The 19,547-nt window shown below is 62.5% G+C and carries 15 protein-coding genes and 1 pseudogene; 7 read left to right on the forward strand and 9 right to left on the reverse strand.

Annotation, left to right across the window (positions count from 1 at the left end; translation table 11 throughout):
• Positions 1-174: 174 nt before the first annotated feature.
• The gene (gene rpoD / locus CTP10_RS30730) at positions 175-2,163 is read right to left on the reverse strand and encodes an RNA polymerase sigma factor RpoD (RefSeq protein ID WP_199414541.1); all 1,989 of its coding nucleotides are present in this window, start codon (positions 2,161-2,163) and stop codon (positions 175-177) included.
• A 215-nt stretch (positions 2,164-2,378) separates the two neighbouring features.
• Between rpoD and CTP10_RS41325 the strand changes: the two genes are divergently transcribed.
• The 6 genes and pseudogenes from CTP10_RS41325 to CTP10_RS30755 all read left to right on the forward strand — a co-directional run bounded on the left by CTP10_RS41325 (position 2,379) and on the right by CTP10_RS30755 (position 10,051).
• Positions 2,379-2,879 (forward strand): IS1096 element passenger TnpR family protein, encoded by a 501-nt coding sequence (locus CTP10_RS41325; protein ID WP_116318485.1) that lies wholly within the window; start codon positions 2,379-2,381, stop codon positions 2,877-2,879.
• A 288-nt stretch (positions 2,880-3,167) separates the two neighbouring features.
• Entirely contained in the window at positions 3,168-6,431 is a 3,264-nt protein-coding gene (locus CTP10_RS30735) for an AAA family ATPase (protein WP_116318623.1), read from the forward strand.
• Between the two features lie 120 nt (positions 6,432-6,551).
• Entirely contained in the window at positions 6,552-7,937 is a 1,386-nt protein-coding gene (locus CTP10_RS30740; RefSeq protein WP_116318486.1) for an FAD-binding oxidoreductase, read from the forward strand.
• Positions 7,938-8,162: 225 nt separating this feature from the next.
• Positions 8,163-8,516 carry a hypothetical protein gene (locus tag CTP10_RS30745; RefSeq protein ID WP_116318487.1) on the forward strand — a complete coding sequence of 118 codons (354 nt, stop codon included), beginning with the start codon at positions 8,163-8,165 and terminating at the stop codon, positions 8,514-8,516.
• A 266-nt stretch (positions 8,517-8,782) separates the two neighbouring features.
• A pseudogene (locus tag CTP10_RS30750) lies at positions 8,783-8,986 on the forward strand (methyltransferase family protein); the annotation flags it as partial.
• Positions 8,987-9,103: 117 nt separating this feature from the next.
• Positions 9,104-10,051 carry a hypothetical protein gene (locus CTP10_RS30755; protein WP_158577643.1) on the forward strand — a complete coding sequence of 316 codons (948 nt, stop codon included), beginning with the start codon at positions 9,104-9,106 and terminating at the stop codon, positions 10,049-10,051.
• Here CTP10_RS30755 and CTP10_RS30760 read toward each other — a convergent pair.
• Together CTP10_RS30760 and CTP10_RS30765 are read right to left on the reverse strand one after the other, a co-directional pair.
• Positions 10,028-10,486, reverse strand: coding sequence for a cupin domain-containing protein (locus tag CTP10_RS30760; RefSeq protein ID WP_116318488.1), 459 nt, complete (start codon positions 10,484-10,486; stop codon positions 10,028-10,030). The genes CTP10_RS30755 and CTP10_RS30760 overlap by 24 nt on opposite strands.
• An 80-nt stretch (positions 10,487-10,566) precedes the next feature.
• Positions 10,567-11,319 (reverse strand): SDR family oxidoreductase, encoded by a 753-nt coding sequence (locus tag CTP10_RS30765; protein WP_116318489.1) that lies wholly within the window; start codon positions 11,317-11,319, stop codon positions 10,567-10,569.
• 190 nt (positions 11,320-11,509) lie between these two features.
• Between CTP10_RS30765 and pdxR the strand changes: the two genes are divergently transcribed.
• Entirely contained in the window at positions 11,510-13,039 is a 1,530-nt protein-coding gene (gene pdxR, locus CTP10_RS30770) for a MocR-like pyridoxine biosynthesis transcription factor PdxR (RefSeq protein WP_116318490.1), read from the forward strand.
• A 253-nt stretch (positions 13,040-13,292) separates the two neighbouring features.
• Here the strand turns inward: pdxR and CTP10_RS30775 are convergent, their stop codons facing one another.
• From CTP10_RS30775 to CTP10_RS30800, 6 genes are all read right to left on the reverse strand, one after another.
• Positions 13,293-13,487, reverse strand: coding sequence for a hypothetical protein (locus CTP10_RS30775; RefSeq protein WP_116318491.1), 195 nt, complete (start codon positions 13,485-13,487; stop codon positions 13,293-13,295).
• Positions 13,488-13,686: 199 nt separating this feature from the next.
• A complete protein-coding gene (locus CTP10_RS30780) occupies positions 13,687-14,964 on the reverse strand; it encodes a multidrug effflux MFS transporter (RefSeq protein ID WP_116318624.1) in 1,278 nt (425 codons plus the stop codon).
• Between the two features lie 175 nt (positions 14,965-15,139).
• Entirely contained in the window at positions 15,140-16,201 is a 1,062-nt protein-coding gene (locus tag CTP10_RS30785; RefSeq protein ID WP_116318492.1) for a 3-keto-5-aminohexanoate cleavage protein, read from the reverse strand.
• Positions 16,202-16,225: 24 nt separating this feature from the next.
• Entirely contained in the window at positions 16,226-17,167 is a 942-nt protein-coding gene (locus CTP10_RS30790; RefSeq protein ID WP_116318493.1) for a TauD/TfdA dioxygenase family protein, read from the reverse strand.
• Positions 17,168-18,040: 873 nt separating this feature from the next.
• Positions 18,041-18,307, reverse strand: coding sequence for a GreA/GreB family elongation factor (locus CTP10_RS30795; protein ID WP_158577644.1), 267 nt, complete (start codon positions 18,305-18,307; stop codon positions 18,041-18,043).
• Positions 18,308-18,589: 282 nt separating this feature from the next.
• Positions 18,590-18,910, reverse strand: coding sequence for a hypothetical protein (locus tag CTP10_RS30800; protein ID WP_116318495.1), 321 nt, complete (start codon positions 18,908-18,910; stop codon positions 18,590-18,592).
• Positions 18,911-19,547 lie beyond the last annotated feature (637 nt).

Consider the following 19,547-nt stretch of genomic DNA (forward strand, 5'->3'; position numbering starts at 1 on the left):
CGAGAGCGCTCCGCAAATCCCGGCGCGCAAGATTTGGGAAACAGGCAGCGAACATCAAACCGCTGTAAGTTTTCCGCGCCGCAGCCGCGTCCTGTCAGGGCAGGGGCCGATGCGTGATCGCTGTGGGCCTGGAGCAGGGCGCGTGGAAAGGGGGCGCGTACTCCTCGCCTTTGCTCAGCGCTCGAGAAAGGGCCTCAACTTGTCAGCGCGACTGGGGTGCATCAGCTTGCGCATCGCCTTGCTCTCAATCTGACGGATCCGCTCGCGGGTCACGTCGAACTGCTTGCCGACTTCTTCAAGCGTCCGATCACAGGTCGTATCGAGCCCGAATCGCATCCGCAGGACCTTGGCCTCGCGCGGCGATAATCCGTCGAGTGCCTCATCGATCGCGGCGCGCATGTTCGCGTGAATCGCGGCCTCAGCCGGTGAACTCGCAGAGACATCCTCAATCATGTCACCGAGCGTCGCGTCGGCGTCGTCGCCCACAGGGGTCTCGAGCGAGACAGGTTGTCTCGCACTCCTGAGGATACTGCGCACTTTTTCCTCGGACATCTCCATGCGCTCGGCGAGGACGGAGGGATGAGCTTCCTGTCCCGTCTGTTGCAAGACTTCGCGCGAAATCCGATTCAGCTTGTTGATCATCTCGATCATGTGGACCGGCACACGAATGGTCCGCGCCTGATCGGCAAGCGCACGCGTGACAGCCTGCCGGACCCACCAAGTGGCGTACGTCGAAAACTTCCAGCCGCGCCGGTATTCGAACTTGTCCACCGCCTTCATCAGGCCGATATTGCCTTCCTGGATCAGATCCAGGAACTGCATGCCGCGGTTCATGTATTTCTTGGCGATTGAAATGACAAGACGAAGATTCGCTTCGATCAGCTCTCGCTTGGCCTGCCGCATTTTCAACTCCGCGGCACTCATCTGGCGGTTGATCCGCTTGAGCTGCTGGAGCGGCAGCGAGACCCTGGCCTCGATGTCGATGAGTTTCTGCTGGCCGGCCTGAATGGCCGGCAGATGTCGCTTGAGCGCCGCGCCAAACTGCCGCGAAGTCGCCGCCATGTGGCTGGCCCATTCAAGGTCGGTCTCGTGGCCCGGGAACGACTCGACAAACGCCTCGCGCGGCATGCCGCAACGGTCGACGGCGATCTCCAGGATGCTGCGCTCGATCGCACGAACCTCGGTAACCTGTTCGTGCACACTGGCACACAGGCGGTCGATAGTCTTGGCCGTAAAGCGAATCGGTCCTAGTTCGCGCTGGATCTCCGAGCGCAGTTGCGCAACGGCTGCGGAACGGGCTTTCCCAGTGACGGGTGCATCCGGCAACTGCTCGAACAGTACACGCACGCGCGCGAAAATCGCAAGACTGTCGATCGTGAGTTGTTCGAGGCGGGCTGCGTTCGCCTTCTCCGGATCCACGGCGTCCGTTTCAGCCTCATCACCGTCCGGGTCATCGTCGGAGGCGTCTGCTTCCACTTGAACGTCATCGGACTCTAGCGCCATTTCGCTTTCGTTCACGTCGTCGCTGATGCCATCGACCAGTTCGTCGATACGCAGTTCGCCGGCAACGATGCGGTCCACATCGGCAAGAATCGTGGACACGACTGACGGACACGCGGCGATCGCCTGAATCATGTCCTGCAGGCCGCCTTCGATGCGTTTTGCGATCTCGATTTCGCCGGCGCGAGTCAGCAGTTCACTGGCGCCCATTTCGCGCATGTACATCCGGACCGGATCAGTAGTGCGGCCGAATTCGGAATCGACGGTCGACAGTGCAGCTTCCGCTTCCTCGTCCGCCTGATCGTCGGATGCTGCGGCACGCGGGGCGTCGCTTAACAGGAGCGTCTCCGCGTCCGGCGTCTGCTCGTACACGGCCACCCCCATGTCGCTGAACGTGCTGACGATCGTCTCCATCGCAGCAGTTTGCGTGAAGTTGTCGGGCAGGTGATCGTTGATGTCCGAGTGGGTGAGATAGCCGCGCTCACGGCCAAGCGCGATCAGCGCGCGCATCTGACGTTGACGCTCGTCATCCTGGCGCGCCATGGACGCGATGTCCAGCGGTGTTGCGACCACCTGGATCTTTCCTTTTGGAGAGCGTCGGCCGGTCTTTGACGTGGCCGCGATCGTGCGGGATGCTGAATAGTCGCGAACTGGATTTGCCAATACACTCTCCTCGACAGGTTGGCCGACGATCGTCGCGGACAGGATGGCTGGTCAAGCCTGTCGGGGAGCGAACAAAATCGTGGAATGGCGCACGGACAGTCGAGGCCTCAGTGCCTCTCATGGAATCCGGTGTGCGCAGGATGGGGGATTGTGAATAATACCAGCTGACGTTGTGCAGTGCAATATGCGGTGGTCTACGGTTTGGTTGAGACCAGGTGTCCTGCCACCATTGCACTGTATGTTTATACAGGTGTGACCTGAAAGTCAGGGACCGCACCAAGGCGGGGGAACGACCGGACCACCACCGAGAGGCAAATAAGGCACCTACAAGCCGCGCGTGCCGATCATGGGGGGGCGACCTCCATCCTTCAACTTCGAATTGCTCTGCGTGGACTGAGCCCGCCGGTTTGGCGACGCGTCCTCCTCCCGAGCATTTGACGCTCGCACAATTGCACGATGTCTTCCAGGTAATCACGAGCTGGACGGACGAACATCTACACCAGTTCAGCATTCGTGGCAGGCGATATGGTGAAGCCCGCGAGGGCGCTCCGCAATTTTCCGCGAAGGCAAACCGCGCTGACGCAATGCATGGTGGCGACGTTATACGTGTCGAGCGGCGCGTACTGACGCAGCATATCGAACTGTTGCCACCCTGCGTGGCGAGGGCCGGGGTTGTCCGCCGGAAGAAGCGACCCGCCGGCGCTCGGGGCTATTGACTACTTGCGCAAATAGGACGAGGGTATCGATCTGGCATTGGGTTCGCTATTGACGATTCGCGCTCGCTTATGCAGAACAGAATGAGGCAGACTGGATGGCTGCTGAAAGCAGTGGTGAAGGCGGGACGAGTCCAGGTTACTCGTGAATGAGTTCGGAGCGCACCCATCGACGCATGGCGCTCGCGCGGGTTTGGGAGTTGGAGAGTTCCCGCATGAGCGCTACCGCAATGCGCACCGCGTGCCGCCTACAGGAGCTCCCCATCGCTTTGTGCCGCATTGCGCTTCAGCATGACTTCCCAGGCCCGCTTCTCCGTCCGATTGTTTGGCGAGTTCCAGCTCGACGGCGCTGACGCGCCCCGGTTTAACGCAAACGCCCCCCGCTTGCAGGCGCTGCTCGCCTGCCTTGTCCTGCATCGCGATGCACCGCAGACGCGGCAGCAGCTCGCCGTACTGTTCTGGCCTGATTCCTCGCAGGCGCAGGCGCGCAATGCGCTGCGTCAACTGCTGTTTCAGCTGCGCAAGGCCTGGCCGGAGGCTGATCAGTTTGTCCAGGCCGATGCGCAATCGGTGCGATGGCTGCCCGATTCGGCGCTCGATCTCGATGTCGCGCAGTTCCGGTCCGCGCTTGCGGCTGCGGCCAGGGCCTCGAGGCACGCCGACGCATGCGCTGAAGAAGCGCTGCTGACGCATGCCGCGGATCTCTATCGCGGTGACCTGCTGGCCAACTGCTATGACGAGTGGATCCACCCCGAGCGCGAACGGTTGCGCGAACAGTGCATCGCTGCGCTCGCGCGCCTCGGTCAACTGAGTGAGGACCGGCGCGACTATGCCAAGGCGTTGAAGTACACACAGCAGTTGCAGCGGCTCGAGCCGTGCCGCGAACCCACCTGCCTGGCGCTGATGCGCCTGCATGCGCTGAACCACGATCACGCATCGGCCATGCGCGCCTATCGTAGCTGTGTGGAAACGCTCGCTCGCGAATTGGGCGTCCTGCCCGGCGAACCCATGCGCGAGGCCTTTGCGCGGCTGGCTGCGCAGGCTGCGTCAATGCAACGCCAGCGCCCGCGCGATGCAATGCTGCCAATGATTGGCCGGCATGGCGAATGGCGCCGGCTGCTTGAAGTCTGGCAGCGTACCCAGCTGGGCGACAAGCAGTTCGTGCTGATCCTCGGCGAAGCCGGCATCGGAAAATCGCGCCTGGCGGAGGAACTGCTCGTCCATCTGGCCGAGCAAGGCATCACCGTGGCGCATTCGCGCGCCTATGCGGCCGAGGGACAGCTCGCGTTTGCGCCGGTGACCGGCTGGCTGCGCAGCCCGGCCCTGAGTGGCGCGATCGGCAAGCTCGACAGACTGTGGCTGACCGAAGTCACGCGCCTGTTGCCGGAACTCCTCACGCAGCAATCCGGCCTGTCGCCGCCGTCGCCGCTTACCGAGTACTGGCAACGCCAGCGATTCTTCGAGGCGCTTGCGCGAGCGGTGCTCGCACCAGGCGGTCCGCTGCTGTTGCTGCTCGACGACCTGCAATGGTGCGACGGCGAGACGCTCGAATGGCTGCGCTTCCTGATGCGTTTCGACGTGACGGCAAGGCTGATGGTGGTCGCAACGGCGCGCCCCGAGGAAATCATGCCGCGGCATGCGGCGAACCGGCTGCTTGACGCACTACGCCGCGACGACCAGTTCATCGAGATCTCATTGGGGACACTCGATGCCGCCGAAACGGCAAAGATAGCGGCCCAGATCCTGGACCGGCCGCTGGCCGACACGGAGGCAACCCGGCTGTTCGAAGAGAGCGAGGGTAACCCGCTGTTTGCGGTCGAAATGATGCGGGCTCGCTCCGACAACATGCCGGTCGGGGAAGCGCAGGGCGGCATGGCGTCGAAGTTGCCGCCCAAGGTTTACACCGTCATCTCGAACCGGCTCGCACAGCTTGCTCCGGGCGCCCGCGATATCGTTGGGGTTGCTGCAATCATTGGACGGGCGTTCACGACCGACATCCTCGCGCAGGCAAGCGACCTCGGCGAGGATGCCCTGGCAGGCGCGCTGGACGAGCTGTGGCAGCGACGCATCGTGCGCCAGACCGACGGTAGTGGCCTGGCCTTTGACTTCAGCCATGACAAGATCCGCGACGTGGCATACGCCGAAGTGAGTCCACTGCAGCGCCGCCGCCTGCATTTGCGCGTGGCGCGAGCGCTCGAGCAGGCGTCAGGCGATGCGCCCGACGCGGCAAGCGCGCAGATCGCCTCGCACTATGAGGCGGCGGGCCTGCCCGCCCAGGCGGCGGCATTCTATCGGCGCGCGGCCGGCGTTGCGCAGAGTGTGTATGCCTATGACGATGCCATGGCATTACTGATGCGCGGGCTGGTGCAAGCGGACAGGATTGCCGACCCGCAGGAGCGCGCCAGTCAATCGCTGGCCCTGCAACTCGACCTTGCGCCACCGATTCGCATCGCCCGAGGCTGGGCAGCCCCCGAACTGGAGGCGCCGCTGCGACGCGCGGTGGAACTGAGCCGGCGGGCGGGTGACGCCAGTCAGCAGGCCCGCGCCCAGGTCAGCCTTTCATTTTTCCTGGTAGTGAGGGCGGAACTTGCACAGGCACGCAGCCTGAGCGAGGAACTGATTGCGGGATTGGGGCCGCTGGGCTCCGATACTTACTCGGTGATGGCATGGACCAGCGTCATGGGTAGTCTGGTCCAGCAAGGCGACTGGATGGCTGCCGAGCCTGCGTATCAACGTGCGCACCTCGCTTATGACGAAGCCCAGCACGCCGAGCATGTGTCCCTGATGGGCGGTAACTTCGGTGTGCTGGCCGCGGCGTGGTCGGCGCACGCATTGTGGTTCGGGGGGCTTGCCGATCAGGCTCTCCAGCGTGGACACGAAGCGCTGGAGATGGCGAACCGGGTCGCACACCCGTTCTCCCAGGCGCTCGCGCTGTCATATCTCGCGACGCAGCATGCGCTGCGACGTGAGCACGGTCTCACGCTGTACCATGCCCGCCAGGCACACGAGATCGCCGAACAGTATCACGTAGGCTACTACGTCGCCTGGTCAGGCATGCTGCTCGCCTGGGCGAACGCGAAACAGTCGCCCGGCGCCGACGCCGTGCCGGCGATGCAGGCGGCGATCGAGGGCTTTCACGCGACGGGCGCGCGCCTGCGTCTGCCGCTCTACCTGGGCATGCTGGCTGAATGCCTGGGCGACGCAGGCGAGACCGAGGCTGCGCTGGCGGCTTTGGACCGGGCATTCGAATGCGCCGGGCGCACTGGCGAGCACTGGGTGGACGCGGAGCTGTACCGGCTGCGGGGTGAATTGCTGCTACGCAGCAGTGCCAACCTTGCCGAAGCCGAGTCATCGTTGCTCAAGGCGATCGAGATCGCCAAAGTTCAACGCGCGCTCCCGCTTGAACTGCGTGCCACCTTGTCATGGACAACGTTGCGAGCTTTCCAGGGGCACGTCATCGATCCGCATGAGGTGGTCGGGACGCCGCTTGCGCGATTCACCGAGGGCTTTGATCAGCCCGACATCGCCAGGGCGCGGGCGTTACTCGCGCGTTAGTTCCGACTCGACCACAGCGCGTCGTCGGGAGGCGGAATCCATCATGTAACGGCTCAGCTAACGCTTTCGAAACGCCGAGGTTGTTAAAACTCCTGCATACCAGCCGGACAGGAGGCAACCATGGAAGCTTCGTTGAGCGAACCCGTCGCAACCGCACTCAAGGCGAATTTTCGGGGACAGCTGATTCAGCCGGGCGACGCGGCTTACGACCAGGCGCGTGCCGTGTACAACGGCATGATCGACAAGCGTCCAGCGATCATCGCGCGCTGCGTTGATGTTGCGGACGTCATCGCGGCGGTGAACGCCGCGCGCGACGGCAAGATGCTGCTGGCCGTGCGTGGTGGCGCGCACAATGGCGCGGGGCTCGGCACATGTGATGGTGGACTGGTGATCGACCTGTCGCCAATGAAGGGCGTGTTTGTCGATGCCGGACGCAAGACGCTGAGGGTTGGCGGTGGCTGCACCTGGGGCGATGTGGATCACGCCGCCAGTGCCTATGGGCTGGCGACGCCGAGTGGCTTCATCTCGACCACTGGCGTGGGCGGACTGACGCTTGGCGGCGGCATCGGCTACCTCAGCCGCGCCTACGGCCTGACGATCGACAATCTGCTCAGCGCCGAGGTGGTTCTGGCCGACGGGCGCGTCGTCACCGCAAGCGAAGCGGAAAACGCCGACCTGTTCTGGGCGTTGCGCGGCGGCGGTGGCAACTTCGGCGTGGTGACGTCTTTCGAGTTCAAGGCCCATTCCGTTGCCACGGTCTATGGCGGCCCGATGCTGTGGCCGATGGAGCAGGCACGCGAGCTGATGACATGGTGGCGCGACTTCATCCTGAGCGCGCCGCAGGACATCAATGGCTGGTTCGGCTTCGTCACGGTCCCGCCCGCAGCGCCTTTTCCAGAGGAAGTTCACCTGCAGAAGATGTGTGCCGTGGTGTGGTGCTACACCGGGCCGCTCGATCAGGCCGAAACGCATTTCAGCCGGATTCGCCAGGCCATGCCGCCAGCGGTGGACTTTGCCGGGCCAATCCCCTGGCCTGTTCTGCAGAGCCTGTTCGACGGGCTGTATCCGGCGGGCTTGCAGTGGTACTGGAAAGCCGACTTCGTCAGCGACCTGAGCGACAAGGCCATCGACCTGCACATCAAGTACGCGCAGCAGTTGCCGTCGATGCACTCGACCATGCACCTGTATCCGATCAATGGTGCAGCGCATCGTGCCGGTTGCGACGACACGGCCTTCAGCTACCGCGATGCCAACTTTGCCAGCGTGATTGTCGGCGTGGATCCCGACCCGTCCAACAACGATCGCATCGTGCAGTGGGCGAAGGACTACTGGCTGGCGCTGCATCCGCACTCTGCTGGCGGGGGCTACATCAACATGATGATGGACGAGGGCGATGACAACGTGAAGGCGTCCTATCGCGGCAACTATGCGCGCCTGGCGCAGATCAAGCGCAAATACGACCCGGCCAACCTGTTCCGCGTGAATCAGAACATCCGGCCCGCCTGACGCAACAACCTTGCGCCCCGAGGAAGGGCGCTGCGTTCCCCGCATCCGCACCAGCTTTTCCACGAGTCCGGCGCGACGCCGCTGCCACAAGATGGCAGTCGGTCCGCGCCAGGCAACGGCTTGCACGGCAGAGGCGATCCCGTGCGGCCCGTGCCGTTCCTTCTGATCGCCTGCACGAGGAGTGCCGTCGCGGCAACGCCGCCGACACCCCAGTTGGAGATAGCAATGCATAAGATACTTGCCAAGACCCTGCTTGCCGCTGCCGCACTCGCCGCCGGGCTCAGCCAGACCGCCCACGCCGGTGCATATGCTGATGCATTGATCGTTGCCGTGCCGGAACACAACGGCCAGCGCGACGTCTTTACCGAGGGCGCGCGCAGTCCGGCCACCGAGGCCACCATGCTGCCCGTGGTCGCGTATCAGGGCAGGTCAGTATGCGCGGTCCGTGGCTTTGATCCGTACCTGGACGGCATGCGCAAGCCTGATCCTTACACCGATGGCGCCCGCACGAGCTCGCGCGATGGCTTCACCGACGGCGCGCGCAGCGATGCGAGCGACCGCGGCGAATGCCTGTCCTGACCGGGCCAGCAACATCGTGCGCGTCTTGCCGTTATTGGCCGCAGGGCTCAGGCCTTGTCGTCTGGACTTCTATCGCCGTGGCAACTACCCTGCTTGGGAACGCCAGTCCGCCACTCCGCCGTTGCGGCGACCGGCGCTTCCTTTTCCGCAGATGGGGAGCAGGGATGATGCCAGACACGCCAGATGCGACGACGCCGGGGCCGGGTGGCCGCGGCGAAGATCCGGCCCGGCCCGTACTCACGCCGGAGCGCCTGCTCCAACTCGGGATGGGTTTCTGGCCGGCGAAGACGCTGCTTTCGGCCGTCGAACTTGGCGTATTCACGCGGCTGGCGGACGGTCCGCTTGATGCCCCCACACTGACCGAAGCGCTCGGCCTGCATCCGCGCAGCGCGCTCGATTTCCTCGACGCGCTGGTCGCCCTGCAAGTGCTGGAGCGAGACGACGGGAAATATCGCAACGCTCCCGACACCGCGGTGATCGGCACCAAGTAGACCTTCCGGTCGCGGCAGATATTCCCTATCTCTGCAAGATTCTTAGGGTAGGCAGTCGCTAAGGCTCCACAACACCCATAGGGCTGCCGTATCCGGATGAAAGCTGTCTTCTCACGAAAGGGGTTCGACCAGGGGTATGGCGGCATGCCCAGCCCGATCTTGCCGGACGGCAGGTTAGTTCCGCTCCCAATTCCAAGCGATCACGACCGAACCCTGATCGACAACGTGGGGTTCGACGATCTCGACCTGGACGCCATGCTTAGGGACCTGTCCGGCGGGAAGTACAGTGCTAAGTCGACTGTACATTATGATCCGGACCTCGGCGGCAGCCATACGGCGAGCATCCCGGGCTGGCGACCAGCCTTTGGACAGTCGGGTGCCGCCCAAGGTCACTTGTCCAACAATGGTGTGGGGCCTGGCGACGTCTTTTTGTTTTTTGGATGGTATCGGCAGGTGGAGACGCTCTCTGGACGGTGGCGCTTTGTGCCGAGCGCGCCAGATATCCATGTCATGTTCGGTTGGCTGGAGATCGATGAGGTGTTGTCGGTCGTGACTGACCGGGCTGGTTCGCTCAAGCGACATCCCTGGATCGCGACGCATCCTCACGTGGCCACCCCGGGGAGATACACGGATCCCCGGAATACCCTCTATGTTGCGCGCAAGCGCTCCATCTTTGTGAATGGTATCGGCGGAGGTCGATTTCCGTCCATGCTCCCGCAGTTGCAACTTACACGAGCAGGGCGAACGCGTAGCGTCTGGTCTTTGCCGTCATGGTTCGAGCCTAAGGGGAGGGCGGCGCTGACCTATCACCCCAGCGCCACCCGTTGGGAGCTTGATGGCGATAGGGTGACGCTGAAGACGGCGGCAAAAGGGCAAGAGTTCGTGATCGATGGCAAGGACTACCCGGAGCTGGACCGGTGGGTAGCAAACCTCGTTGGAGAAGCCGCATCAAACTGCTCATGTGCCCTGAGCAAAGGTGCGGTGACAACCTCTATAGCTGGCTTGGCTACGCGGGCTGCCTTAACGCTTCAATGGCGTGGTTAGCACGGTCTCATTCGTGTCCACGACGAACACCGCAAGCAGCTTGGCGGGCTCGGTCTTGCTCGCATTGGCGCTGACGTCGTGCCGGTCGCCAGGCATTTCGGTGAAGTTCTGTCCCTTCGTGAACGTGCGAAGTGGTCCGCCGTTGAGTTGGTTCAGCACGGCGCCTTCCAGCACTGTTGCGTAAATCATTGCCGACTTGGCGTGGGTATGCGCGGCGTTAACGCCGCCCGGCTCATACTCCACCAGTACGCCCTTAACACTCTTGCCCGGCAAGTTAGGGATTTCCTGCTGGTACACGATCGTGACTTTCACACCCGTGGAGGTGGTTGCCAATCCTTGCACCGGCACAGTTGCCTGATGGCCGGAATGTTCCTGGGCGAGGGCTGCCTGCAAGGGCAGGGCGGCCAGGATCATCGACGCGATAAGGAGCCTCATTTTGTGTCTCCGGTGGATGTAGGTATATCGCTCACAGTCGATATCATCAGACGGGTTGTTGGCCTTCCCGAATTTATGGCTTACTCCACATGAGCGCGCGCCAGCCACTGATCGAGACTGGTGCTGCCTATCCGCGCGTCGCCCAGCGGCACGAGCGACAGTTCTTCGACTTGGCCGCCGTAATATCGCGCGTCGCGATCTGTCACGACGGTGCGCGCGTCGCCCACTGACTTCAGATAGCGCGAAACGATCTCCGCGAAGGACGCGCGGTCCGGTCCGGCGATGTCGATGGTGCCGTTTAGCGGCGCCGCGAGCGCGACCTGCGCAAGCGCGGCCGCGACATCATCCGCAGCGATCGGCTGGAACATCCCGTCACCAATGCGCACAGTGCCACCATCCGTGCCGTAATCCGCGATGCCGCCGATGAATTCCATGAACTGCGTGGCACGCACGATCGTGTATGGCACACCGGCCGCGTCGATCACCGCTTCCTGTGCAACCTTGGCCGTGAAATACGCGTTGTCCGGCATGCGGTCGGTACCGACGATCGACAGCGCGACGTGGTGGCGCACGCCCGCGGCCACCTCGGCCTTGCCGAGATTGCGTGCCGAGGTGCGGAAGAAGTCCAGCACCGCCTGCGGCTCCCAAGACGGCGCATTCGCCACATCGACGACGACATCCGCATTCACCAGTGCTTGGCTTAGGCCTTCGCCCGTCACCGTGTTGACACCGGTACGCGGCGATGCAGCGACTGCCGTATGGCCTGCCTTATTGAGCAGCGTGACAAGACGTGAGCCGATTAGTCCAGAACCACCGATTACAACGATCTTCATGGCAGATTCTCCATATGAGGGTAGAGGAACGCGCTGCGCACCTGGTGTGTGGTGGCGTCACAGAAAGTGCCTGTCACCGTCGCATCGCATGGAGCCATTGTGGAACAATCATGCCCTAGGGATAAGGGCCAAGAATTAACCATTCGACTAGTCCAAGTTCTTTCTGCACCCTTTTGCCCGCGAGACTGTCATGACGGTACGAAACCCCACGTTGGCCATTGAGATCGACCGCCAGAAGCCGTTGCCGATCTATCTGCAGATTTGCGAGCGTTTCCGAACGGCGATCGCGGCGGGACATCTTCGCCCGGGAGATCGGGTGCCGGCGTTGCGCGGCCTCGCCACGCAGTTGAACACGGCGCGCGGCACCGTCGAACTGGCCTATACGATCCTTGTCGACGAGGGCTACTTGCAGATGCGTGGCGCTGCCGGCACGTTTGTATCGCCTTCGCTATCGGAATCCCTGATGCAAGCCGCACCTGCACGCGGACGCCAGGATGCCCCTGACGCGCCGACCACTGAAGGCGCGGGCGCAGCGAAGACGCCAGCCGCATCACCCAACGGCCAGCCGATGGCACGCCAGTCGGCGATCGCCGTCGCCCTGAGCGGCGAGCCGCGACCCTTGCAGCCAGGGCTGCCGGCGCTTGACGCATTTCCGCGCAAGATATGGAGCCGGCTCGTTTCGCGGCGTGCGCGCAGCGGCGAACGCACTTTGCTTGCCTACCCGGATCCGGTGGGTTATCTGCCGCTGCGCAAACATATCGCCACCTATCTTGGCCTGTCGCGGGGTGTCACATGTCTGCCCGATCAGGTCTTCATTACCAGTGGCTACCGCGCGACGCTCGAACTGGTATTGCGCAGTCTTGCGAGCCCCGGCGACCGCATGTGGTTCGAGGACCCCGGTTATCTGCTTGCGCGCGGCTTCCTGGCCGAGACCGGCGTGCAGCTCGTCCCGGTGCCCATCGATGAAGAAGGCATCGATGTCGAGTGCGGCGTCGAACGGGACCCGGAAGCACGCTTCGCGCTCGTCACGCCATCGCACCAGAGCCCCCTGGGTAACACGCTGTCGCTCGCAAGGCGAATGGCGTTGCTGACTTGGGCAGAGACAGCGTCTCGCTGGATTATCGAAGACGACTACGACAGCGAGTTCCGCTACCTGGGCCGACCCTTGCCGGCCTTGAAGAGCCTCGACCGGCATGACCGCGTGCTCTATTGCGGCACGTTCAGCAAGGTGATGTTCCCCGGTCTGCGGCTCGCGTACACGGTGGTGCCGGGGCGCGCGGTCGAGCGTGTTGGACGGGTGGCGTGCAGCATGAATGCCGGCGCGCCGACGCTGTTTCAGGCTGCGTTGGCAGATTTCATTGAACAGGGCCATTTTGCGCGGCATGTGAAGCGGATGCGCACGTTGTATGGACAGCGGCGCCTGTTGATCGCGCAGGCCTTGAGGCAGACGTTTGGCGAACTGCTGACCGTTGAATTGCCGCCCGGCGGAATCCAGTTCTCGGTGCAATTCGCCGAGGCTGCCCATGGTCCGGTCGATGATGTCGCTGTCGCCTCGCGTGCCCGCCAGGCGGGCCTTGCAGTGCTGCCGCTTTCGATCTGGTATGCGCACGGCCGTATGCGGGACACGCCGCGAGGCCTGGTGATGGGTTTCGCGAACATCACCGATGCGAACGAAGCGGGCCGTCTCGCGCGTACGTTACGGGCATGCCTTGATGGCTGACTTGCGCGCCATGTAGCTGCTCGGGGTACATCCCCGCACGGAGGCCTCGCACATACCCGTCCGATGTCGTTGAGGACCACGCCCTAGGCGTACGCTCGCACAGTCGGCGGGCAGGGCCGCCAGGGATCGTTGGAACCAGCTGCTGACATGCCGCCGCGCAGGAGTAGCGCCGGGTCGCCCGTGCGCGCCAGCATGCGGAGCCGGTATTACGCCGCGCCTGGCCAGCATCAGCGGGAAGCTGGCCAGGTTAGGCTCACTGTTTTTTGTAGCGCCAATCGATCTCGCTCGAAACCCAAAGCACGAGCCCGGCAGCCGAGGTGAGGAATGCCTCGACAGTGTGCCTTGGGGCCTCCAGGATGAAAAGCGCCAGCCCCCATTCTCCCAGTGGCACGAGCGAAACAACGCCTGCCGCACGTACCACCCCTTTGACGAGCACGCTGTCTGCCATTTAGTTGTCGAAGCGGTTAATGTTTGAATAGTATGTGTTGAACGGCGCAAAATCTGTGTGCGGAAGCGCTCGTTTCAGTCGCTAACAGCATGTCCAGGCTTTCGGCATGCGAAGCTTTCCGCGGAAGGCTTGCTGCCTTTGCCGCACACCGCGAACCACCAGCCTTCGATGTGGGCACGGCACCCGCAAACAGACTTGCTCATCTCAGGTCGTCGGACTGATACGACGGTGGATCGCCACTGAGCGGTTGCGATCGGTCCATCGAACGTAGCGCCAAGTATGCCAGGAGCGCGCCAATGCATTGGATCGACAGCATGCCGAGTGCCATTCGCGTGAGGGAGACAGCAAGGAGCGGCATGACCACCGCGGACAACAACGCATTCCCGACCTGCTGAAACGTCAGGTAGCAACTGGCCGCCAGGCCCCGACGCGCCGGGGCGCAATCCAGAGCCAGCAATTGCAGGCTCGGCTGGGTCAGCATCATGCCGAAGGCGAACCATGGCAGAGCGATCACGGTCCACGGCAGCGCGGGTGCATGGAACACGCCGAGGGAAAGATTGACCGATGCCGCGCCGAACATGACGATGTGCCCAAGCGCGATGGTCTTCCATGGACTCACCCTGCCAGCTAGACGAAACAGCGCGAGCGAGCCTGACAGCAATCCCACGACAATCGGCACGAACAGCCATGCGAAGGATTGCGCATTCAATCCGAGGTGCTGCGTAACGAAATTGGGAGCACCGAGTACATAGACGTAGATGGCCATGTTGACGCCAGCATTGGCCAGCGCCAACAAGACAAAGCTGCGGTGGGAAAGAACGTTGCCATACGCCTGAGCAAGCCGGATGGGGTGCAGCACATGCCGTTCAGGTGGCGGCAGGGTTTCAGGCAGCCACCGCCAGCAAGCCCAGAGCAAGCCTGCGGACAGCAGAGCAAGAAAGAGAAAGATGCTGCGCCAATCCGCCCAGGCCAGCAGCCAGCCACCGCAGACCGGTGCCAGGGCGGGGGCCAGCGCGAACAGCATGCCGACCAGTGCCAGTTGTCTTTGAGCGGTTGCCCCACTGGCAACGTCCCGGACCATAGCTCGGCCAACGACGGCCCCTACACCCGCACTCAGCCCCTGCATGATGCGGCCGGCGTACAGGGTCTCTATCTGCGAAGCCGCTGAACAGACCAGCGACCCCAGGGCGAACAGGGCGAGTCCGGCGAGGACGGATCTGCGACGGCCGATTGCGTCGGAGATTGCTCCGTGCCACAGCATCATCAGCCCGAAGGGAAGCATGTATGCCGTCAGAGACTGCTGTACTTGTGCCGGACTGGCCGACAATGCCGTGCTGAGCGAGCCGAAGGCCGGTAGATAGGTCCCGATGGCGAATTGGCCCAGCATCACAAGGCCGCCCACGAGTATCGTAAAGCGAGGCCCGGTTCTGGTTGTGGCCGACACCTGCGCTCGTCCCTCCGGATGCTTCAGGCTCATGGAATCTTCCCGTGACATCGTGCTATCCATACATGAATACCCGGCTGGATATAACGAGCCGACTGTCCCCATGCAGGTGGAGCGCGCCGGGTAGCGGCGCTTCACGTGTTAGACGGGCTCAGGCAGGCACAGGGACGGAGGATCCCTGTACCTTTGCGCGGCCAACCCGCGTCGATCAGCGGCAGGCGTGCTGCGTGAACCCGACCTGGCCTGGCTTGCGGTTTGGCGCGAAGCCATTAGCCGCCAGCGTCTCATTGGCGCCGTCGTAGAACGTGCCGATCTTGTAGATCTCACGCGCTTCCTTCGCACTGGCAACATCCCGGCCGAATTCTCGCGAGATGCGCACGAGTTGCTCGATCTGTTCGACCGTGCCCATCTTGCGGTCCCGCCGCTGCGTCCAGATGTTGTCCTCGATACCGCAACGCACGTGCAGCCCCATGGCGATCGCCATCATGTTGAGCGGAAGCACGTTGAGCATCGAGGTTTCCAGGGTCAGCACCGAACCATTGGGGCAAGCTCGCACGAAGTTCGCCAGGTTGTAGAGGTTGGGCGCTTCGAAGCCGCCGCCGATCGCTACCCAGGTCAGGATCAATGGCACGTTGCAGGTGCCCCGTCGCATCATCCGCTCCACCGTTTCCAGTTGCGCGATGTTGGCAAGCTGGAAGTGGGTCTGGATACCGTTGCTGCTGAGCCGGCGGATATGCTCTTCCACCCATTCCGGTCCGGCGGGGATGGTCATCTCGCGATAGGCGCGATAATTTGCCGGCTCGGCCAGGGATGTTCCGGCCACATCTGCCGCGCACATCTGCTCGACCACGTTCATCTGGTTGGTGTTGATCGCGATCGTCACCTGGTCCGGCGTCGGCTTCAGTTCCGCCAGCATGTGGCGGGTATCGTCCGACAGCCACCTGGCCACATCCCCTTCGCCCTCCGGCGCAAACGAGATCGATCCACCCACTTGCAGGATCATGTCCGGCACGCGTGCCCGGATGCCGGCAAGCAACTCATTGAACTTGGACAGGCGCTTCGAGCCTTTCCCATCGGCTTCGCGTACGTGAACATGCAGCACGGTAGCGCCGGCGTTGTAGCAGTCCACCGCCTTCTGGATCTGCTCCTCCATCGTCACCGGAATATCCTGCGGAAAATCCGAGGGCATCCATTCCGGGCCGTAAGGGGCTGCTGTGATGACCAGCTTCTGCTGGTTCTCCGGGAACAGTGAACCGTCGATGAAATCCATGTCTCTCTCCTTGGGATAAATAGTTCAGGCCTGGGCCGGCTGTGCGGTATGTCGCTTGACATCGCCTTCGCCGATGCCGAACGGCTTGTCGCCGATACCGAACGGCTTGTCTCCGATGCCGAATGGCTTGTCGCCGATAATGCCGGCGCGCTCCATCTTGCGATGGCATGGCGCGTAGTCCATTACCGCGTAGTGCTGGGTGCTTCGGTTGTCCCAGATTGCCATGCTGTTGGCCTTCCAGCGCCAGCGCACCTGGTATTCGGGAATGAAGGCCTGGCTCACCAGGTAACGCAGCAGGTCGGCCGCACCCGGGTTGTAATCCAGGCCATAGCGCACGTATGCAGGCGTATGGAAGTTGGTGAAGTGCGTGGTAAAGGCATTGACGAAGAGGATCCGCTCGCCGGTTTCCGGATGAATTCGTACCACCGGATGCTCGGGATCCGGATACTGCGCCTTCAGCGTCAGGCGCTTCTCGATTTGCATGGCCGCGCCGAAACTTGCCTCGATGCTGTGCCGTGCTTTCAGGCCGGCAATTTGCGCCTTGACGTGCCCCGGCAGGTTCTCGTAGGCGAGAACCATGTTCGCCCACATCGTGTCGCCGCCGACCGGAGGCGTCTCCACACAGCGAAGGACACAACCCATCGGAGGTGCCTCGCGCCACGTGGCATCGGTATGCCAGGCGTTCTCGTAGCGGTCCATCGGCTGGTCCGGCTGCTTGTAGATCTGGACCAGACCCGGATGCTCCGGATGGCTGCCAGCAACGGGATGATCTTCGAGCTTGCCAAAGCACTCGGCAAACGCGACATGCTCGGCGCGGGACATATCCTGGTCTCGCAGGAACAGGACCTTGTGCCGCAGCAATGCGTCGCGGATCTCATTGAACAAGCCGTCGTCATGAATGGCATCGGAGAGTTTCACGCCAACGAGTTCGGCGCCGATGCTGGCGGTCAGTTGTTCTACGCGCATAATTCAGCCTCCGAACGCACCATGACTGAATCGGAACGTGCGGATTCAGCAAGGCAGACTTCGGCAACAAGATGCGCAATGCAATAACTGGATGTAACCATTTTGTGTCTCCTCTTGATATAGGTCCAACGCATATCGCGTCGCCTTCAAGGTAAGCGCTGGGGGTACGTCCGGCCTTTGCTTTCCATGCCAAGAGCTTTGCGTTCGGCGCCAGGGAACGGCGCCGGGTTACTCGGACTTGACCGAGGTCAAATCCGAGTCGTTAGGCGGTCAATCAGGATTTCTGGGGTGGTCCAGCGCCAATCTCTTTTTGCACGGCAAAAGAGGGGGGCAAGGTGCAGAGGCTTCGTCCGGGGCCGGCATCCGATCCTCAGCCGGCGCCGTCGTCCAGCACCTTCGCATTGCTCTGCGCGGCTTGAGCCCACCGGTCTGGCGGGGTGTTTTCATTTCTGAGAGCATCAGCCGGCTCGGCTCCCGCAGTCATCCAGGCAGCCATGGGCTGGACGGACGATCACCTGCACCTGCTCGTCATTCGTCAGGCGATATTGGGGAAGCCCGCGAAGGCGCTCTGCAATTTCCACGGCGGCAACCGCGCTGACGCGGGGTGCATTCGCTCTGCGCCGCGACAGCTGCAGGCATAGGCTGGTCGCCCCAAGATGTTCACGGGAGGAGGGCGGCCATGGGGATCACTCTGCAAGTTGTGTGCAGGACGAAGGGAAGATGCCCGCCACCGTCACCGAGATCGCCCAGTTCGGCGAACAGCCTTTGATTCCGGATCACCCTTTGCAATAGGGGATTGGCCGAGAATGGGCAGCGGTATAGGCACCTAGCATTCACAAAGACGAGGCAGACAGCAGAGGACCCACGACACCGTTAGTGGCAGGAGCGGCATTTGTTTAACTCGGGTACCCCCGCTGCTTCCGGCTGGAAAAGGATTTCTTGAACAACGAACCGCAAGGAGATTTCCAGCGCGGGCTTGCACTCGGAAACGCCACCTCGTCGTGTGCCAAGGAAGGCGATGCCGAGCGGGGAGAACACGCAGATCCGGCCGAGGGAAAAATCTGCCTCTTCCGGATAGCTGATGGTCCAGACCATCCGCTGGTGTCTCGCCAGATCCACGCAGGAAAAGGTCGTGAACATGCTGATGGTATCCGCCGGGAACCTGTCGGCTGGTACAACGTCTGCTGCCGATAGAAAGTGCGCCAACGCGGCGCCATATTGAGGCCTCGCGATTGCCATCCTCGCACGTGCCTTGAGCCGGCTAGCATCGAGTTCCGTAATGAGTGGCTTCGTAATCATTAGACTCTCCAGAATCTGCATCAGAAGTGGGTAAATCGATGGACGATCGGTTGCTCGCTGCCTCCAGCCGCACGGTCTCGCTCGGCAGAGCGAAGGTTGGCTTTCCGTCAGCGTTCACTTCCACTACGTTGGTGTGCGGGCCGCGGGCGAGAGGTTGCGGAGCATCGGCGCGTGCGCGAAGTGATGAGATTCAACACTGGCCATCTGCATCATGAGTGTTTGCAACGCGAGGATCTCTCGGGGCCTGTGCATTGCCAGCAATTGCTTCGCGCATTCATAGGACCCTGGAAAGGCGCAGTGCACCCATTGAAGATTCCATTGCAGCAGCGTTTGATATTGTGCGAATGCCGTCTCCGTCAGGCGGAGCACGTCTGATACGCCTCTGAGGACTTCAAGATTGGCTTGCCGGGCCGCCGAGACCTGGGCAAACGGTAATGGATGCATAATCCGCTCCTGTAGCCATGCGCCACGGGCCGCTGAGTCGCGGTGCGGCGCTTCGACCGACGACGCTCAGGCAGTTGCCGAGCGTCGTGCACGAAAAGTACGAGTCCAGCACGCCTTGTGGCGCGTGTCCGTCCGATGTGCGACCTGATGTCCCGCCTGATGGAGAAAGCACCGGCGACCAAAAAATCGCGATGGCTTGCTCAAATGGGTGGGCAATCCCGAGCAGAAAAAAGCAGGGACAGGTCGGCTATGCGAAGGGGGAAGTTCCGGAACCGGTCAGACGCGTAGTGCGTCCGGACCGGCTCCGGACTAATAGAGGCAGGCGAGACCTACGCCATCGATTGGCCGCTTGTTGGCAAGACGGCGTGAAATTGTCGTTGCGTGACCGGATTTTGATGGTGCGGCCGCAACGCGGAGGAACGGCTGCGCACTCAGGCTGCATGAGTACGATTTTTCGAAAGCGCGCGCCGTGATGTTCATCGTCCAGGACCTTTGAGCAAGATTGGGAACGAGGTTCAGGTCATCATATCCACTTCAGATGAAAAGGGCAAACCAAGCATCGCGCTCAAACAATATGCGCAGGGAGGGTCAAGTTGAAATCGATGCTACGGCTGGTGGTCCCGTTACGACGCTTGCC

This window comes from Cupriavidus sp. P-10 (assembly GCF_003402535.2).
Lineage (GTDB): Bacteria > Pseudomonadota > Gammaproteobacteria > Burkholderiales > Burkholderiaceae > Cupriavidus.

What these genes read in the sequence shown, in the direction of transcription:
- CTP10_RS30735 (WP_116318623.1), top strand. Translation starts at nt 3,168, where the DNA reads ATGACTTCCCAGGCCCGCTTCTCCGTCCGATTGTTTGGCGAGTTCCAG.
- CTP10_RS30740 (WP_116318486.1), top strand. Translation starts at nt 6,552, where the DNA reads ATGGAAGCTTCGTTGAGCGAACCCGTCGCAACCGCACTCAAGGCGAAT.
- CTP10_RS30745 (WP_116318487.1), top strand. Translation starts at nt 8,163, where the DNA reads ATGCATAAGATACTTGCCAAGACCCTGCTTGCCGCTGCCGCACTCGCC.
- CTP10_RS30755 (WP_158577643.1), top strand. Translation starts at nt 9,104, where the DNA reads ATGAAAGCTGTCTTCTCACGAAAGGGGTTCGACCAGGGGTATGGCGGC.
- CTP10_RS30760 (WP_116318488.1), bottom strand. Translation starts at nt 10,486, where the DNA reads ATGAGGCTCCTTATCGCGTCGATGATCCTGGCCGCCCTGCCCTTGCAG.
- CTP10_RS30765 (WP_116318489.1), bottom strand. Translation starts at nt 11,319, where the DNA reads ATGAAGATCGTTGTAATCGGTGGTTCTGGACTAATCGGCTCACGTCTT.
- pdxR (WP_116318490.1), top strand. Translation starts at nt 11,510, where the DNA reads ATGACGGTACGAAACCCCACGTTGGCCATTGAGATCGACCGCCAGAAG.
- CTP10_RS30775 (WP_116318491.1), bottom strand. Translation starts at nt 13,487, where the DNA reads ATGGCAGACAGCGTGCTCGTCAAAGGGGTGGTACGTGCGGCAGGCGTT.
- CTP10_RS30780 (WP_116318624.1), bottom strand. Translation starts at nt 14,964, where the DNA reads ATGAGCCTGAAGCATCCGGAGGGACGAGCGCAGGTGTCGGCCACAACC.
- CTP10_RS30785 (WP_116318492.1), bottom strand. Translation starts at nt 16,201, where the DNA reads ATGGATTTCATCGACGGTTCACTGTTCCCGGAGAACCAGCAGAAGCTG.
- CTP10_RS30790 (WP_116318493.1), bottom strand. Translation starts at nt 17,167, where the DNA reads ATGCGCGTAGAACAACTGACCGCCAGCATCGGCGCCGAACTCGTTGGC.
- CTP10_RS30795 (WP_158577644.1), bottom strand. Translation starts at nt 18,307, where the DNA reads ATGTTCACGACCTTTTCCTGCGTGGATCTGGCGAGACACCAGCGGATG.
- CTP10_RS30800 (WP_116318495.1), bottom strand. Translation starts at nt 18,910, where the DNA reads ATGCATCCATTACCGTTTGCCCAGGTCTCGGCGGCCCGGCAAGCCAAT.